The organism is Pseudomonas baltica, assembly GCF_031880315.1.
Classification (GTDB): domain Bacteria; phylum Pseudomonadota; class Gammaproteobacteria; order Pseudomonadales; family Pseudomonadaceae; genus Aquipseudomonas.
This window is the reverse complement of sequence record NZ_CP134771.1, coordinates 4271440-4287927: the sequence shown is the minus strand read 5'-3', so window position 1 is coordinate 4287927 and position 16488 is coordinate 4271440. Positions and strand designations below refer to the sequence as shown.

Sequence of the window (16488 nt, the reverse complement as noted above, 5' to 3'; positions counted from 1 at the left end):
ACTCCGCAAGACTTTGACGAGAACGACGCCCCCTAGGTGGAGGCGCCGGCTTTACCACCGGATACCTTTACTTGGCAGCCCAGGCGTTGAAGCGTTGCTCCAGTTGCTCGCCGTTGTCAGCCCAGAAGCTGACGTCGATCTGCACCTGGTTGGCGATGTTCTCCGGCGTGGTCGGCATGTCCTTGAGGATGCCTTTGTCGAGCAGCGGTACCGCCTGGCTGTTGGCCGGGCCGTAGGCGATATTCGAGGAGTAGATCTTCTGTTGCTCGGGCGAAACGCTGTAGGCGATGAACTTCTTCGCTTCTTCGGCGTGTTTCGCGCCTTTAGGGATAGCCCAGGCGTCGAAGTCGTAGATCCCGCCGTTCCACACCACCTTGAGGTTGCTGTCTTTCTGCACGGCAGCGATGCGACCGTTGTAGGCCGAGCTCATGACCACGTCACCCGAGGCCAGGTACTGCGGCGGCTGGGCCCCAGCTTCCCACCACTGGATGTTGGGCTTGAGTTCGTCGAGTTTCTTGAACGCGCGGTTCTGGCCGTCTTTGCTGGCCAGGACCTTGTAGACATCCTTGGGCGCTACGCCGTCGGCCATCAGCGCGAATTCGAGGGTGTACTTGGCGCCTTTGCGCAGGCCACGTTTGCCAGGGAATTTCTGGGTGTCCCAGAAGTCGGCCCAGCTGGTCGGTGCGGTCTTGAGCTTGTCGGCGTTATAGGCCAGCACAGTGGACCACACGAAGAAGCCGACGCCGCACGTCTGGATAGCGCCCTTCACGTAGTCGCTGCCATTGCCGAACAGTTTCGGGTCGAGGGTTTCGAACATGTCTTCGTCGCAGCCGCGCGACAGCTCGGGCGATTCAACTTCAACCAGATCCCAGTCAACGCTCTTGGTGTCGACCATGGCTTTGACCTTCGCCATTTCGCCGTTGTATTCGCCCGCGATGATCTTGCCGTTGCCCGCAGCTTCCCACGGCGCGTAGAACGCTTTGACTTGTGCGGCCTTGTTGGCACCACCGAACGACACCACGGTCAAGTCGGCGGCCATGGCCTGGGCCGCACACAGCATGCCCAGGGTGAGGGCGGTGAACTTCAGATGCTTGAGCATTTAATCGATTCTCCAGAGTGCAGGTTGGGTGTATCTCTTATGGTTTTTCTTACAACGGCAGAGGTAATCGTTACGGTGCGTCGGGCAGCGGATCGAGCGCGCGGCCGTGCTCGATCTGCCAGCCCAGTGGCACTACGTCGCCCACGGCCAGGCTCGGATCGAGCTCGGCGATCGGCTGCTTGACGAAGAAATCGGTTTTGCCACACACCTCAAGACGCACGCGCACGTGGTCGCCCAGGTAGATGAACTCGGCGACGCGCCCGGAAAAACGGTTGGCGCATTCGTTGCTATGGCCATTGAGGCGGATACGTTCAGGTCGGATCGACAGGGTCACTTCGTCACCGATCTGGCCGACATTGACCGCCAGCGCGGTGACCTTCTCGCCACGGGCCAGGCCCACCACGCACTGATCGCCGGCGCGACTGAGCAGCCGCCCGGTGATGCGGTTATTTTCGCCGATGAAGTTGGCGACAAAGGTGTTGCTGGGGGATTCATAGAGGGTGCGCGGGTCGGCGATCTGCTGGATCTCGCCCTGGTGGAACACCGCCACGCGGTCAGACATCGTCAGCGCTTCGCCCTGGTCGTGTGTCACGTAGACCACGGTCACGCCCAGACGCTGGTGAATGTGCTTGATCTCCATTTGCATGTGCTCGCGCAGCTGCTTGTCGAGCGCGCCGAGGGGTTCGTCCATCAGCACCAACTGCGGCTCGAACACCAGCGCGCGGGCCAGGGCGACGCGTTGCTGCTGGCCACCGGACAACTGCGCCGGGTAGCGCGAGGCGAAACTGTCGAGCTGGACCATGCCGAGCACGCGCTTGACTCGCTCGGCGATGTCGGTCTTGCTCAGGCCGCGCACCGACAGCGGGAACGCCAGGTTCTCGGCGACAGTCATGTGCGGGAACAGCGCGTAGTTCTGGAACACCATGCCGATGTCGCGCTTGTGTGGCGGCACGTTGTTGATCGAGCGCCCGGCCAGCTGGATTTCACCGGCGGTGGGTGTCTCGAACCCGGCCAGCATCATCAGGCTGGTGGTCTTGCCGGAACCCGAGGGGCCAAGCAGGGTGAGGAATTCGCCTTTGCGGATATCCAGGTTGAGGTCTTTGACGATCAGCGCTTCGCCGTCGTAGCTTTTTTGCACGCCCCGAAAGCTGACCAGCACTTCGCTCGCCTGCGCGCTTGATTGAACCACGCTCATAACCCGTACCTATGATGATTGGTGACTGCCTGCCTACAGCCTAGTGAAGGCTGCAGGCCACGCAAATCGGGGGCCGGGAGAGATTGGCATCAGCGCTATGGAAGCTTTGGGGTAGGGATTGCCCTACACGGATGGCGTGGACAGGTATGCGGGACGAGCGGTTGCCGCTATTGCTGGGTGCAGGGGTGTCGTAAATGGATACGTCTGGCTTGCGGGCGCCTTCGGCGGCGAAGAGGCCCGCCTGTACACCCTGCAATTCAAATCAATTTATGCTCCATCGCATATTTCACTAGCTCGGCGAGTGACGCCACCTTGAGCTTTTGCATCAACCGCGCCTTGTGGGTGCTGATAGTCTTGCTGCTCAGGGCCAGTTGCTGGGCGATGTCATTGACGTTGGCGCCCTGGGCGAGGCGCTCGAATACCGAAAATTCGCGCTCGGACAACAGCGTGTGCAACGGCCGGGAATCGGTGAGGCCGACCTCGAACACCATGCGATCGGCCAGGTCCGGATCAATATAGCGCCCACCGCCCGCGACCCGACGAATGGCAGTCAGCAGCAACGCGGGGTCGCTGTCCTTGGTGGCATAGCCGGCGGCGCCGACCTTCAAGGCGCGGGCCGCCATTTGCGCTTCGTCGTGCATCGACAGCACCAGGATCGCCGGTGGATGGCTCAGCGCGCGAATCCGTGGGATCGCCTCCAGGCCATTGACCCCGGGCATGGAAATATCCAGCAGCACCACTTCGCAGGGTGTATGGCGCAGCGCTTCGAGCAACTGCTCGCCATTGCTGGCCTCACCGCACACGAACAGGTCCTTGGCCAGCCCGATCAACTGTTTGATGCCTTCGCGCACGATGGTGTGGTCTTCGGCCACGAATACACGGATCACATAATCTCTCCTGAAAACACATCAACCTGTGGGAGCGAGCTCTGCCCGCAAATCGCCAGTATGCTGGAGACTCCGGCGCCCAGTGATATTGCATCGCAAATCCGGCGCTCTGCGCCGCCGAACGCGCAAGCCCCGACAGGATCTGCGTTCAAACCCACGGAATCGCCACCTTGAGCTGAGTCCCCTCCCCCGGCGCACTGTCGAGCTGCAAATTGCCACCGAGCATCAACACCCGCTCACGCATACCGACCAGGCCGAACGATGCGCTGGGCACACTCGGATCGAAACCGATGCCGTCATCGATGATCAACAGGCTCAGCCACTGGCCGTCATCCACAAGCACGACCTCTACAGTATGCGCCTGCGCGTGGCGCATGACATTGGTCAGTGCCTCCTGCAGGATGCGGAACAGGCCGATCGCCTTGCCATCGCCGAGCGCCGGGAGCTGCTCCGGCACCTGCACCAGGCACGGGATCTGAGTGCGCGCCTCGAAGCGCCGTGCCTGCCACTCGATGGCCGAGCCGATGCCAGCATCGAGGATCGGCGGGCGCAGGGCGGTTGCCACATCGCGCACCAGCTGAAACAGCTGGGCGATCAGCTTCTTCATGCTGTTGAGGCGCTCCTGCAAACCGGGATCCAGCTGCGCATAGGCCAGCTCGCACATTGAGGTTTCGAGCTTGAGCACGGTGAGCATCTGGCCCAATTCGTCGTGCACCTCGCGGGCGATACGGGCTTTCTCTTCTTCGCGCACGCTCTCCAGGTGCGCGGTCAGATCCCGCAGCTGTTCCGCCAGGCCGGCCAGCCGCGCTTCGCTTTCCATCAGTGCGGCAGAGGCGCGGCGGCGCTCGGTGACGTCCTGGATATACACCACCAGGTATTCACCGTCCTGGAAGCGCAGAAAACTCAGCGACACGTCCGCCGGCAGAATACTGCCATCGGCGCGCACGCACTCGGTCTCGACACTCTGCGAACCGTCCTCGCCCTGGCGTGCGCGTTTCCACAGATTGAGCCATCGATCCATGTGCAAGCCGGGCTCGAAGTCGATCAGCGGCCGGTCGACCACCGCCCCCGGTGCATAGCCCAGCATGGTCTCGGCGGCGCGGTTGGCATAGCGCACGTGGCTGTCCCAGTTCACCCACAAAATGCCGACCGTGCTCTGATCGATGGAAAACTGCGTGAGCTGCAACGCCTGCTCGGCGGCCTGATGACGGGCGACGGCCTCCCTCGAGCGCAACAGGTCGTCCTCCAGATGCCGTACCTGGCGGCGCTGCCAGCTGAGAATGGCGATGCTGGCCAGCACCATGGCCAACAGCAGCAGGCACAGGTTCAGCCAGAAACCGCCGGCTTCATTGAGGGTCGGGTATCTGGGCTGCAGCCAGCGAGATCGCCACTGCTCGATGTCCTTTACGGGAATATCGTGCAGACCGGCCTCGATTACGCCGGCCATCTGCGGCCAGTCGCGCCTCGACCCGATGCGTAACAGCTGCGGCCGACCGATGTCACCCACTACTGCCAGGCTGGCGAATTCGGGCTCCCTGGACAGACGACTGAGTTGCGCTTCGTCGACCACCGCGTAGCTGGCCTGCTGGCTGAGCACCGCCTGCAGCGCGTAGCGCTCCAGCGGTACGCCCTGGATATTGAGATTGCTGTAGGTGTCGCGCAGGTAATCGGCCACAGGGCTGGGCATGCGCACCGCCACGCGGTCGCTCTCGCCGAGCTTTTCGAGATCGACCGCTACTGCGCCGTTGCGCTCGCCCACCACACGCTCGGCGATGCGCATGTACGGATCGGAAAACATCCACAGACGCAAACCCGACGGCGTCTGCGTCAGGCCTGGGGCGAAATCGATATCGCCTTGGCGCAGCCCGGCTTCCAGCGCGGCCTGATCGGGGTAATGGCGCCAGGTCAACTCCACCGGAAGTACCTTGGCCAAGCCATTGATCACATCGACGTTGAGCCCGGACAACTGCTGCGAACGTCGATCATAGGACGCATAAGGGGTTTGCAGGATCAGCCCCACCCGCCACTGCCGATGGGCCGCCAACCATTGCGCGTGTACGGGATCAAGGGACGCGACGGCAGGCACGTCGGCGCGCGCTTGCCCGCCGACCATCACACCGAGCATCAGTACGCCCATCAGCAACAGGCTGCACAATCGAATCATTTGCTGTCTCATGAACAAGAAGAACTGGCCTGGCACTTGGCTGCTGCAACCAAATGGCTTTAGGCTGCCGGCTACTACACTGGACTGGAATACCCGATGTCTCCAATCTACCGCACATCGCTCGCTGTTCCGTGCTTTTCAATTTCGCGCAGCGCCTTTTTGTGCCTGGCACTGGTTTCGCCTTGGGCGCTGGCCGCCGATCCGGCGCCCGCCGCTGCCCCGCCAGCTGCACCGGCCGCGCCCCGCACGCCCATCATGGAGCGCAGCGAAGAAGACGCACTGGCCCTGACGCGCACCCTGCCCGCCGCCGAGCAAGTGCAACTGCAAGCGGGCAGCGATAACTTTCTGGCCCTGTGGCGCCCGGCCAATGCCCCGAACGGTAACGGCGTGGTGATCATTGTCCCCGGCACCGGCGAGACTGCCGACTGGCCGCAAGCCGTCGGCCCGTTGCGGCGCAAGCTGCCGGATGGCCAGTGGGCCAGCCTGAGCCTGACGGTGCCGGACCTGCTCAGTGATTCCCCGCAACCGCGCGCCGTTGCCGCAACGCCGACACCAACCGAATCGAAAAGTCAGTCCACCCCCGCCGATGCCAATGCGCCGGTGGAGCAGGCCACGGCCGCCGATGCCGATCCGGGTGACAAGAGCGCAGCCGCCGACTCGGCCGATGAACAGTCCGACGCCGATGCCCAGCGCATATTCGCCCGTATCGATGCCGGCATCGCCTACGCGCAAACCCAGAAAGCCCGCAGCATCGTGTTGCTCGGACATGGTTCGGGCGCCTACTGGGCCACCCGCTATCTGACCGAACGCCAACCGTCGCGGGCGCAGCGACTGGTCATGGTCGCCGCCCGCGCACCGCAAGGCGCGACGCAACCGCTGGAGCAATTGACCTCGCAGCTCAAGGTCCCGGCTGTGGATATCTTTTATGGCGATGAGGGGACAGCGAGCAAAACCGCCAAGGCACGGCTGGAGGCCAGCAAGCGCGTCACCGGCAGCCAATATCGCCAGGTCAACCTGACAGTGCTGCCGGGTGACCCGCAGGCCGAGCAGGAGCAACTGTATCGGCGAGTGCGAGGGTGGTTGAGTCCGGATAAGGATCTGTAGGGAGATTGGCGTGGCTCTTGAAGGCCTCTTCGCGGGCAAGCCTCGCTCCCACAGAGTTCGCCGATCCCGAGTAGTACACCTGTGGGAGCAAGGCTTGCCCGCGAAGAGGCCCGCCCTGCTGACGCAATATCAAAAATCGCGCCGCTGCCTGATCAACGTGTAGGCATTGTGCAGATCGCGCGTGCGCTCGGTCGCCGCCCGGACCTGCGCCTCATTGGCACCGCTGCCTTCGAGCTTGTCCGGATGGTGCTTGCTGAGCAGTCGGCGGTAGGCGCGTTTGATCTGGTCCGGCTCGGTGGCGCTGTTTACCCCTAACAAGCGCAAGGCATCCTGATATTCCCCACCACTGTTGACCGGCGGCTTGTTGCGTCGCGGTTCGTAGTCGGCGCCCAGCGCCAGGCTTTGCTGGCGAGTCCAGCCCAGCCACCCGCTCCACTGCAGGATCAACTCGCGCTCGGTCGCCCCTACCCCACCATCCGCCCAGGCCATGCGCCAGCAGGCCCGCAGGATCCCTTCACCCGTGTGCGCCTGGCGCCCAAGACGGCGCAGATGCCCGCGCACATTGTCGCGCCCGGTCTTGCCGCGGCCGAACGAGGCGATCGCGGCCTGCTGCGCGCCCGGCCCGAGATGCAATTGCGCCATCTCGTGCCGCGCCTGACGAATATGGCTATCGGTGACCACCCCGTCGCTTTTAGCCACCCGCCCGAGCAACACGAACAGCAATTCGTCGTCGCGCAATGCCGGGCGACCGCCCAACAATTCGCGAACGTTGGCCCAGCTGTGCAGTTGCAGGCGCCGATCCAGCGCCTGGCCCAGCAAAGCGCCAAGCATGGCACCGGGAATACTGGCGATGGCATACCCCGCACCCGCGCCTATCAAGGTCGTCGGCCACAGCACGTTATTGGCGCTCGGCCAGCAAGCGTTCGACATCGGCGAGTCGCTCATGGGTGCCGACGTCGATCCACTGGCCGGTGAAGTGCTCGCCACTGACCTGCGCCTGGCTCATGGCCTGACGAAACAGCGGCGCCAGCTTGAATGCCCCTGGCTGGCAGTTGGCGAACAACGCTGGGTGCAGAATGGAAATACCGCTGTACGTCAATTGCGCCTCCCCTGGCAGGCCGTCACGGACCTTGCCTTTATTCAAGACAAAATCTCCCAGCGGATGTTGCACCGGGTTATTCACCAGCACCAGATGGGCCAGCCCCTCTATTGGGCGGTGCAGGCGAGCGAAGTCATAATCGGTCCACAGATCGGCGTTGACGATCACGAACGGCTCGTCGCCCAGCAGCGGCAATGCGCGCAAGATACCGCCGCCGGTTTCCAGCGGTTCGCCTTCTGGCGAATAGCTCAGTTGCACGCCGAAGCGCTGACCATCGCCCAGATGGTCTTCGATCTGCTGCCCCAGCCAGGCGTGGTTGATGACGACCTGCTTGAAGCCGGCCTTGGCCAGCGCCCTGATATGGTATTCGATCAAGGGCACGCCGCCGGCGCGCACTAGCGGCTTGGGGGTGTGCAATGTGAGCGGGCGCATACGCTCGCCCTTGCCCGCGGCCAGAATCATCGCCTTCATGATTGGGCGCCCTTGGCCGCAGCGGGCAGCGAGCGCAGCAGATCGGCCAGATCGGCCAGTTCAGGTCGGCGTGCCAGCACTGTCTCTATATAAGCGAAGAAGCGCGGCACGTCGGCCAGGTAACGCGGCTTGCCATCACGGTGGCAGATGCGCGCGAAGATACCGATGACCTTGAGGTGACGCTGCACCCCCATCAAATCGCTGGCCCGCTGAAACTCGGCGAAATCGGCCTGCACCGGAATACCCTTGGCGGCGGCCTGCCGCCAATAGTCGTGCAACCAACCCTGCACGCGTTCCTCGGGCCAGCTCAAGAAGGCGTCCTTGAACAGGCACGTCACGTCATAGGTTACCGGCCCGTAGACGGCATCCTGAAAATCCAGCACGCCGGGGTTCGGTTCGCTGTCCATCAGGTTGCGCGGCATATAGTCACGGTGGACCAGCACCTTAGGCTGCGCCAGTGCGCTGTCGATCAACAACTCGCTGACCCGCTGCCAGCGTTGCAGCTGTTGCACATCGAACTCCACGCCCAGATGCCGGCGCACATACCATTCGGGGAACAACTCCAGCTCGCGGCGCAACAGCGGCACGTCATAGCTGGGCAGCGGCGTATCCATGGGCAACTGCTGCAGGGCGATCAGTGCATCGATGGCATCGGCGAACTTTGCCGTGGCATTTTCGGCATCGATGACGTCCAGATAGGTCTGTTTGCCCAGGTCGCTGAGCAAAAGAAAGCCGTGCTCGAGGTCTTGAGCATGAATTTGCGGGACATTTATCCCGCTTTTTTTCAACAACCCAGCGATTTTTACGAACGGTTCGCAGTTTTCCTGGGGGGGAGGAGCGTCCATGATGATGAAACTTCTGCCGTCGGCGGCCCAGCGGAAATACCGCCGGAAGCTCGCATCACTACTGGCTGCGACCAATGAAACCGGGGGTACAGCGCCCCAGCCCTGGTCGTTGAAGAGGTGTGTCAGCTGCTCCGCAAGCCAGACTTCGAGGTGTTGCAGGCGTACATCTTGCTCAGGCATTACAAGGGTCTCCGACGGCGCTAGCCGTCAAGCGGGTCATGCTTTATTATCCAGCATCTTTTTCAGACCATCGAGAGGCGTGCGGCCCCACCGCGGGCAGATGGCACGCAGGAAGCCCGGACTAATAAGATGGCATTGAAATCCCCCGCGTTTCGTAGAAAGTTTCCGTTGCTCGTAACCGGCAGTCTGCTGGCGATGCAACCCCTGATCCTCCCGCATGCAATAGCAGCGGAACAGTTCGACTGTTCAGTTTCTGCTGCCGGCACCTGGGACTGCAAGCCCCAGACGAGTGCAGCCAACCTGCCACCACGTCCCGTTCAGGACGGCGCGGTAGCGGATGGCCGCAGTGCGTCTGGCGCCGACGGCAAGGCAGAGGGTCCGACAAAGGTTATCGACAGCAAAGGCCGAGGACTTGAATCCCGCAGCACTGACTACAGTCACCTCGACTGGGTCACGCGGGACAAGCTCACCCCTGCGCAGTTGGCGGAGGCAGGCTCTTATTGCTCCGGTGCCTACATCGAACCCGTGCGCCCCGGCATGAACGACAAGACCTCGAAGAAGGACGCGCCCACTTTCCTGGGTGCCAAAGCTTCGCGCTACGAGCAGCAGACTCAGGTCGCGACGCTCGCCGGTGATGTGGTCATGCGTCAGGGCAGCATGCAGCTCGAAGCCGATGAGGCGAGCCTGCATCAAGCCGAAAGCCGTGGCGAGCTGACCGGTAACGTCAAGCTGCGCGACAACGGCGCGCTGATCGTCGGCGACCATGCCGAAGTCCAGCTCGATACCGGTGCCGCCCAGGTCGACAACGCCGAGTACGTGCTGCACAAGTCGCGCATTCGCGGCAGTGCGCTCTACGCCAAGCGGGCCGAGAACGCCATCATCCGCCTCAAGGATGGTACGTACACCACGTGTGAACCGAACAGCAACGCCTGGCAGCTCAAGGGCAACAACATCACCTTGAACCCGGCGACCGGCTTCGGTACCGCGACCAACGTGACGCTGCGGGTCAAGGACATTCCGATCCTTTACACGCCGTACATCTATTTCCCGATCGACAGCCGTCGTCAATCGGGCTTCCTGCCGCCGAGCTTCTCGAGCAGCGACAAGACCGGCTTCATGCTGGTCACCCCGTACTACTTCAACCTGGCGCCCAACTATGACGCCACGTTGTACCCGCGCTTCATGGCCAAGCGCGGCACCATGATGGAAGGCGAATTCCGCTATCTGACCAACACCAGTGAAGGTCAGTTTGGCGGTGCCTACCTGAATGACAGCGACACAGATCGCTCGCAGCAGACCGACTACGAAAAAGATCGCTGGATGATCAACTGGCAGCACAAAGGTGGCCTGGGCTCGCGCCTGACCACTCAGGTTGACTTTACCGACATCAGCGATCCGTACTACTTCCAGGACTTGGAAAGCGACCAGATCGGCGTCGAGAAACGCGACTACATCAACCAGCAGGGCAGCCTGACCTGGCGTGGTGATACTTACCAGGCCGGCCTCAACGTTCAGGCCTACAAGCTGGCGACGGTGTCGGACATCACGCCTTACAACCGCCTGCCGCAGGTGTACTTCAATGGTACTCTGCCGTTCCATCCGGAAGGGCTGGACTTCAGCTACAAGACCGAGGCTGTGCGCTTCGAGCGTGATCTGGATAACGGTATCTACTACGACGAAGACGGTAACGTCTCGCCACGCCTGGACCGCAACGTCACCGGCCTGGCCCGTGCCAACGGCAATCGCCTGAATTTCGTGCCAGCCATTAGTCTGCCGCTCTCCAACAGCTATGGTTTCATCAGGCCGACGATCAAGTACGCCTACACCCAGTACGATCTCGACGTCGACAGCACGGGCAAATCGCAGCTGCCCAACGGCGACTACGACAAGTCCCCAAGCCGCGGCGTACCCATCAGCAGCATCGACAGCGGCCTGTACTTCGACCGCAACACCAGTCTGTTCGGTACTAACTACCGCCAGACCCTCGAGCCGCGCCTGTTCTACCTCTATGTGCCGTACAAGAATCAGGATGACATCCCGGTTTTCGACACCTCCGAGTACAGCTTCGACTACGACTCGCTGTTCCGCGACAACCGCTTCAGCGGCTCGGACCGCATCGGCGACGAGAACAAGATCTCACTGGGGCTGACCAGCCGCTGGATCGAAGACAATGGCTTCGAACGTCAACGCATCAGCGTTGGCCAGGCCTACTATTTCGAAGATCGCAAGGCGCAACTGCCGGGCATCGACTACCGCACTCGCGCCGGCGCCACGTCGACCGTTTCCCCGTACGCGTTGCAGTACGTCTATCGCTTCAACCGCGACTGGCGCTTCAACTCGGACTTCAACTGGGATCCGGACAGCGGCACCACCCGTTCGGGAAGCGCGATGTTCCACTACCAGCCTGAAGACAACCCCAACAAGGTGGTCAACCTCGGCTATCGCTATCGCAACGACCAGGTTCGTTACGATACAGCCACGGGCACCTGGAAAGTGGGCGGCGACTACGGCACTCCTGGCCAGCCTGGCTACGTGAAGGACTACTACAAGATCCAGCAGCATGACTTCTCGGTCATCTGGCCGCTGGTACCGCAGTGGAATCTCATCAGCCGCTGGGAATACGACTACAACCGCAATCGTACCCTCGACGCCTTTGGTGGCTTCGAATACGACAACTGCTGCTGGAAGTTGCGCTTCATCAGCCGCTACTGGGTCGACTACGACGAATCCAGCCAGGCCGCACCTGAAAACGAGAAAGGCGACCATGGTCTGTTCCTGCAATTCGTGCTCAAAGGGCTCGGTGGCGTAACAGGCAACAAGGTCGAGGGTTTCCTCGACAAGGGCATTCAAGGTTATCGTGAACGTGAAGACCAAGCTAATTGATCGACTGCGCCCCATGATGTTGGGCGCGGTGTTACTGAGTGGCGTGGCGCACGCCGATTTCCGATCGCTGGACAGCGTGGCCGCGATCGTCGACAACGACGTCATCATGAAAAGCCAGCTCGATGCGCGGGTACATGATGTAGAGCAGACCATCGCCAAACGTGGGGGCGGCATGCCGCCCCCTGATGTACTGCAACAGCAAGTGCTCGAACGCCTGATCGTCGAAAACCTGCAACTGCAGATTGGCGATCGTTCCGGCATCCGCATCACCGATGAAGAACTCAACCAGGCCATGGAAACTATTGCCCAGCGCAATAACATGAACCTGACGCAGTTCAAGGGTGCCCTGGCGCACGACGGTGTCTCGTTCGAAGACGCCCGTGACCAGGTCCGTCGCGAAATGATCATCAGCCGTGTGCGTCAACGCCGTGTGGCCGAGCGCATCCAGGTCTCCGAGCAGGAAGTGAAAAACTTCCTCGCTTCCGACCTGGGCAAGATGCAGTTGTCCCAGGAATTCCACCTGGCCAACATCCTGATTCCGACGCCTGAAAGCGCCGACTCCGATGCGATCCAGAAAGCTGCCAGCCAGGCCACGGCCGTCTATCAGCAACTGAAAAGCGGCGCCGATTTCGCCCAGACTGCCATTGCCAAGTCGTCCAGCGACAACGCACTGGAAGGCGGCGACATGGGCTGGCGCAAGTCGGCTCAGTTGCCACCCCCTTTCGACACGATGCTGTCGAAGACGGCCGTGGGTGATATCACTCAGCCAGTGCGGACGCCGGGCGGCTTCATCATTCTCAAGGTTCTGGAAGTCCGTGGCGGCGAACAGGCGCAGATGCGTGATGAAGTCCACGTGCGGCATATCCTGATCAAGCCGAGCGAGATCCGCAGCGAAGCGGAAACCCAGCGCCTGATAAATACCGTCGCCGATCGCATCAAGAACGGCGAAGACTTCGCCGCACTGGCGAAGAACTTCTCGGAAGACCCGGGCTCCGCGCTCAACGGCGGCGACCTCGGCTGGGTCGACCCAGCGTCGCTGGTTCCGGCTTTCCGTGACGTCATGAACGAGACTGCCCAAGGCGTCGTGTCCAAGCCATTCAAGAGCCAGTACGGCTGGCACATCCTTGAAGTGCTGGGTCGCCGTGCTACCGACAGTACCGAACAGGCTCGCGAACAGCAGGCCCTCAGTGCCCTGCGCAACCGCAAGTACGATGAAGAGCTGCAAACCTGGCTGCGTCAGATCCGCGACGAAGCCTACGTCGAGATCAAGATCCCTGGCGCCGACAAGGCTGCCCAGTGAAACCCGCACGTTTTGCGGTGACACCCGGCGAGCCAGCGGGCATAGGTCCAGACCTGTGCCTGTTGCTCGCCGCGCAACGCCAGCCCCACCCCCTGATCGCCATTACCAGCCACGACCTGCTCCGCGAGCGGGCCGTGCAACTGGGTGTGGCCGTCAACCTGCTGCGGGTCAGCCCCGACGCGCTCCCCGAGCAGCCCGCCGACGCGGGCAGTCTGTACGTCTGGGACACGCCACTGGCGGCCCCGGTACACACCGGAGAGCTCGACAAGGCCAATGCCGGCTTCGTCCTCGAAACCCTGACCCGTGCCGGTCGCGGCTGCATGGACGGCCTGTTCGCCGGGATGATTACCGCGCCGGTGCACAAAGGGGTGATCAATGACGGCGGCATTGCGTTCTCTGGCCACACTGAATTCCTCGCCGAGCTGACCCACACCGAGCAAGTGGTGATGATGCTGGCCACCGGCGACCTGCGGGTTGCACTGGTGACCACGCACCTGCCACTGCGTGAAGTCGCCGACGCGATAACCACCGAGCGGCTGCAGCGCGTCACGCGCATCCTGCACGCCGATCTGAAGCACAAGTTCGGCATCCTGGCGCCGCGTATCCTGGTTTGCGGGCTCAACCCCCACGCCGGCGAAAGCGGACATCTGGGCCGAGAAGAAATCGACATCATCGAGCCTGCGCTTGAACAACTGCGTAGCGAAGGCATGGACCTGCGCGGTCCCTTGCCTGCCGACACTTTATTTACCCCCAAATATCTGGAGCACTGCGACGCGGTGCTGGCGATGTACCACGACCAGGGCCTGCCCGTACTCAAGTACAAGGGCTTTGGCGCCGCCGTCAATGTGACCTTGGGCTTGCCGATCATCCGCACCTCCGTCGACCACGGCACCGCGCTTGATCTGGCCGGCACCGGGCGCGTCGACACCGGCAGCCTGCAGGTTGCCCTGGCCACCGCCTACCAGATGGCCGAGACCCAACTATGACCGAGCAATACCAACACCGGGCGCGCAAGCGTTTCGGCCAGAACTTCCTGCACGACGCTGGCGTGATCGACCGCATTCTGCGTTCCGTGCATGCCCGCCCAGGCGAGCACGTCCTGGAAATTGGTCCGGGCCAAGGCGCATTGACCGAAGGCATCCTCGACAGCGGCGCACAGTTGGATGTGGTCGAAATCGACAAGGACCTGGCGCAGATCCTCACCCAGCAGTTCGCTGCGCGTGAAAACTTCAGCCTGCACCAGGGCGACGCGCTGAAATTCGACTTCAATACCCTCGGCGCCGCTCCTGGCACCCTGCGGGTGGTCGGTAACCTGCCGTACAACATCTCCACACCGCTGATCTTTCATCTGTTGCACAACGCGCATTTGATCAAAGACATGCACTTCATGCTGCAGAAGGAAGTGGTCGAACGCATGGCAGCCGGGCCGGGCGGTGGTGATTGGGGGCGGCTGTCGATCATGGTGCAGTACCACTGCCGGGTCGAGCATCTGTTCAACGTCGGCCCGGGCGCCTTCAATCCGCCGCCCAAGGTCGACTCGGCAATCGTGCGCCTGGTGCCCTACGAGACCCTGCCCCACCCGGCCAAGGATCACCGCCTGCTCGAGCGCGTGGTGCGCGAAGCCTTCAATCAGCGCCGCAAGACGCTGCGTAACACGCTCAAGGCATTGATGCCCAATGAGGCCATCGAAGCCACTGGCGTGGATGGCAGCCGACGTCCGGAGCAGCTCAGCCTGGAAGAGTTCGTGCGCTTGGCCGACAAGCTGCATGAATTAGGCGATCCAGCCTGATTCTTTTGCGCCAGCCATCAAGCCCCCTTCGCGGGCAAACCTTGCTCCACAGTGGTGAGCCCTGCACCTGCAGGGGCAAGGTTGCGCGTTCGGCGGCGAAGAGGCCTGCTGCATCACCGCTACATCTGGCCCTACCCCACCCTGATGACCTAGACTGATCGAATCCGCCTCTTTTGGTTTACTCGTTTTTGTTCAAAGGCGCCATTGCATGCCCGACTCCCGCTACCAGATCGATGTCAGCGTAGTAACTCGCTTCCTGGCAGAACAGTCGCAACCTGAACAGCAGCGCTATGCGTTTGCTTACACCGTCACCGTACGCAACAACGGCGAGGTGCCTGCCACCTTGCTGTCCCGCCACTGGGTAATCACCGACGGTGACGGCCACGTCGAAGAAGTCCGCGGTGCGGGCGTCGTTGGCCAGCAACCGCGTATCGAAGCGGGCGCCAGCCACACCTACAGCAGCGGCACGGTGATGACCACCAAAGTCGGCAATATGCAGGGCTCCTATCAAATGCAGGCCGAGGATGGCAAACGCTTCGATGCCGTCATTGCGCCCTTTCGCCTGGCCGTGCCCGGGGCCCTGCACTGATGACGGCCTATGCGGTCGGCGACCTGCAGGGCTGCCTGGAACCCCTCAAATGCCTGCTCGACCGCGTGGCCTTCGACCCCGCCCATGATCAACTGTGGCTGGTCGGCGATCTGGTCAACCGCGGCCCCGAGTCACTCGAGACCTTGCGCTACCTGTACGGTATTCGCGAGGCGGTGGTCTGCGTGCTGGGCAATCATGACCTGCACCTGCTAGCTGCGCGTTACAATATCGAGCGTCTGAAAAAAGGCGACACCCTGCGCGAAATCCTCGAAGCCCCCGATGCCCCACAGTTGCTCGGCTGGTTGCGCCAGCAAAAGCTGTTGCATTATGACGAGCCAAGGGGCGTTGCCATGGTTCATGCTGGCATCCCGCCGCAATGGACCTTGGGCAAGGCGCTGCAATACGCCGCCGAGGTAGAGGCCGTGCTCAAGGATGACAATCTGCTGCTGCCGTTTCTGGATGGCATGTACGGCAACGAACCAAACAAGTGGGACAAGGACCTGCACGGCGTCACGCGGCTGCGGGTCATCACCAACTACTTTACGCGGATGCGCTTCTGCACCCGCGAAGGCAAGCTTGACCTCAAGGGCAAGGAAGGCGCCGACAAAGCGCCGCCCGGATATGCCCCGTGGTTCAAGCACAAGGAGCGGCGCACCAAGGCGGTGAAGATCATCTTCGGCCACTGGGCGGCGCTTGAAGGCAAGGTCAGCGAGCCGAATATCATCGCGCTGGATACCGGCTGCGTCTGGGGCGGCGCCATGACCTTGTACAATATCGACCATGGCACTCGCCATGAATGCAGCTGCGACGAGCACGGCCGCCTGGAACGGGGCGCCCCGTCCCAGGTGATCAAAGCGCAGTCGGCACCCCGCTAATCATCCTG

13 protein-coding genes and 2 pseudogenes are annotated in these 16488 nt (G+C 62.2%); 8 read left to right on the top strand and 7 right to left on the bottom strand.

All coding sequences use genetic code 11. From position 1 onward, the window contains the following. Positions 1 to 67: 67 nt before the first annotated feature. The 4 genes from REH34_RS19110 to REH34_RS19095 form a co-directional block, all read right to left on the bottom strand. A complete protein-coding gene (locus REH34_RS19110; protein WP_226504417.1) occupies positions 68 to 1099 on the bottom strand; it encodes an ABC transporter substrate-binding protein in 1032 nt (343 codons plus the stop codon). Positions 1100 to 1169: 70 nt separating this feature from the next. Then, on the bottom strand, positions 1170 to 2294 hold the full coding sequence (locus REH34_RS19105) for an ABC transporter ATP-binding protein (RefSeq protein WP_226504416.1): 1125 nt from the start codon (positions 2292 to 2294) through the stop codon (positions 1170 to 1172). A 257-nt stretch (positions 2295 to 2551) separates the two neighbouring features. Beyond that, positions 2552 to 3181 (bottom strand): response regulator transcription factor, encoded by a 630-nt coding sequence (locus REH34_RS19100; RefSeq protein WP_226504415.1) that lies wholly within the window; start codon positions 3179 to 3181, stop codon positions 2552 to 2554. A 148-nt stretch (positions 3182 to 3329) separates the two neighbouring features. Beyond that, complete coding sequence (locus REH34_RS19095) at positions 3330 to 5345, bottom strand: histidine kinase (protein ID WP_311968808.1); 2016 nt, start codon at positions 5343 to 5345, stop codon at positions 3330 to 3332. Between the two features lie 96 nt (positions 5346 to 5441). Here REH34_RS19095 and REH34_RS19090 point away from each other — a divergent pair, with 96 nt between their 5' ends. Further along, positions 5442 to 6449, top strand: a complete 1008-nt coding sequence (locus tag REH34_RS19090; protein ID WP_311968807.1) for an alpha/beta hydrolase family protein — start codon at positions 5442 to 5444, stop codon at positions 6447 to 6449. A gap of 129 nt (positions 6450 to 6578) precedes the next feature. Here the strand turns inward: REH34_RS19090 and REH34_RS19085 are convergent, their stop codons facing one another. The 3 genes from REH34_RS19085 to REH34_RS19075 are packed head-to-tail and all read right to left on the bottom strand — an operon-like array spanning position 6579 to position 9044. Continuing rightward, on the bottom strand, positions 6579 to 7346 hold the full coding sequence (locus REH34_RS19085) for a TerB family tellurite resistance protein (protein WP_226504470.1): 768 nt from the start codon (positions 7344 to 7346) through the stop codon (positions 6579 to 6581). A 1-nt stretch (position 7347) separates the two neighbouring features. Beyond that, complete coding sequence (gene murU, locus REH34_RS19080; protein ID WP_226504412.1) at positions 7348 to 8019, bottom strand: N-acetylmuramate alpha-1-phosphate uridylyltransferase MurU; 672 nt, start codon at positions 8017 to 8019, stop codon at positions 7348 to 7350. Further along, complete coding sequence (locus tag REH34_RS19075) at positions 8016 to 9044, bottom strand: phosphotransferase (protein WP_311968806.1); 1029 nt, start codon at positions 9042 to 9044, stop codon at positions 8016 to 8018. The genes murU and REH34_RS19075 overlap by 4 nt, the downstream gene beginning before the upstream one ends. 129 nt (positions 9045 to 9173) lie before the next feature. On the opposite strand from REH34_RS19075, the pseudogene REH34_RS30270 reads away from it, so the two are divergent. The 7 genes and pseudogenes from REH34_RS30270 to REH34_RS19045 all read left to right on the top strand — a co-directional run. Further along, positions 9174 to 9372: pseudogene (locus tag REH34_RS30270) on the top strand (hypothetical protein); the annotation flags it as partial. A 65-nt stretch (positions 9373 to 9437) separates the two neighbouring features. Next, positions 9438 to 11927: pseudogene (locus tag REH34_RS19070) on the top strand (LPS-assembly protein LptD); the annotation flags it as partial. Further along, positions 11908 to 13227, top strand: coding sequence for a peptidylprolyl isomerase SurA (gene surA / locus REH34_RS19065; protein WP_311968804.1), 1320 nt, complete (start codon positions 11908 to 11910; stop codon positions 13225 to 13227). The pseudogene REH34_RS19070 and the gene surA, both read left to right, overlap by 20 nt. Then, positions 13224 to 14213, top strand: a complete 990-nt coding sequence (gene pdxA, locus REH34_RS19060; protein WP_311968803.1) for a 4-hydroxythreonine-4-phosphate dehydrogenase PdxA — start codon at positions 13224 to 13226, stop codon at positions 14211 to 14213. Before surA ends, pdxA begins: the two co-directional genes overlap by 4 nt. Further along, the gene (gene rsmA, locus REH34_RS19055) at positions 14210 to 15016 is read left to right on the top strand and encodes a 16S rRNA (adenine(1518)-N(6)/adenine(1519)-N(6))-dimethyltransferase RsmA (RefSeq protein ID WP_311968802.1); all 807 of its coding nucleotides are present in this window, start codon (positions 14210 to 14212) and stop codon (positions 15014 to 15016) included. Before pdxA ends, rsmA begins: the two co-directional genes overlap by 4 nt. A 208-nt stretch (positions 15017 to 15224) precedes the next feature. Further along, complete coding sequence (gene apaG, locus REH34_RS19050; protein ID WP_226504406.1) at positions 15225 to 15605, top strand: Co2+/Mg2+ efflux protein ApaG; 381 nt, start codon at positions 15225 to 15227, stop codon at positions 15603 to 15605. Beyond that, on the top strand, positions 15605 to 16480 hold the full coding sequence (locus REH34_RS19045; RefSeq protein WP_311968801.1) for a symmetrical bis(5'-nucleosyl)-tetraphosphatase: 876 nt from the start codon (positions 15605 to 15607) through the stop codon (positions 16478 to 16480). Before apaG ends, REH34_RS19045 begins: the two co-directional genes overlap by 1 nt. Positions 16481 to 16488: the final 8 nt, after the last annotated feature.

Bases quoted from the DNA above. Each gene is read 5' to 3' on its own strand.
- REH34_RS19110 (WP_226504417.1), bottom strand. From the start codon at position 1,099: ATGCTCAAGCATCTGAAGTTCACCGCCCTCACCCTGGGCATGCTGTGT.
- REH34_RS19105 (WP_226504416.1), bottom strand. From the start codon at position 2,294: ATGAGCGTGGTTCAATCAAGCGCGCAGGCGAGCGAAGTGCTGGTCAGC.
- REH34_RS19095 (WP_311968808.1), bottom strand. From the start codon at position 5,345: ATGATTCGATTGTGCAGCCTGTTGCTGATGGGCGTACTGATGCTCGGT.
- REH34_RS19090 (WP_311968807.1), top strand. From the start codon at position 5,442: ATGTCTCCAATCTACCGCACATCGCTCGCTGTTCCGTGCTTTTCAATT.
- murU (WP_226504412.1), bottom strand. From the start codon at position 8,019: ATGAAGGCGATGATTCTGGCCGCGGGCAAGGGCGAGCGTATGCGCCCG.
- REH34_RS19075 (WP_311968806.1), bottom strand. From the start codon at position 9,044: ATGCCTGAGCAAGATGTACGCCTGCAACACCTCGAAGTCTGGCTTGCG.
- rsmA (WP_311968802.1), top strand. From the start codon at position 14,210: ATGACCGAGCAATACCAACACCGGGCGCGCAAGCGTTTCGGCCAGAAC.
- apaG (WP_226504406.1), top strand. From the start codon at position 15,225: ATGCCCGACTCCCGCTACCAGATCGATGTCAGCGTAGTAACTCGCTTC.
- REH34_RS19045 (WP_311968801.1), top strand. From the start codon at position 15,605: ATGACGGCCTATGCGGTCGGCGACCTGCAGGGCTGCCTGGAACCCCTC.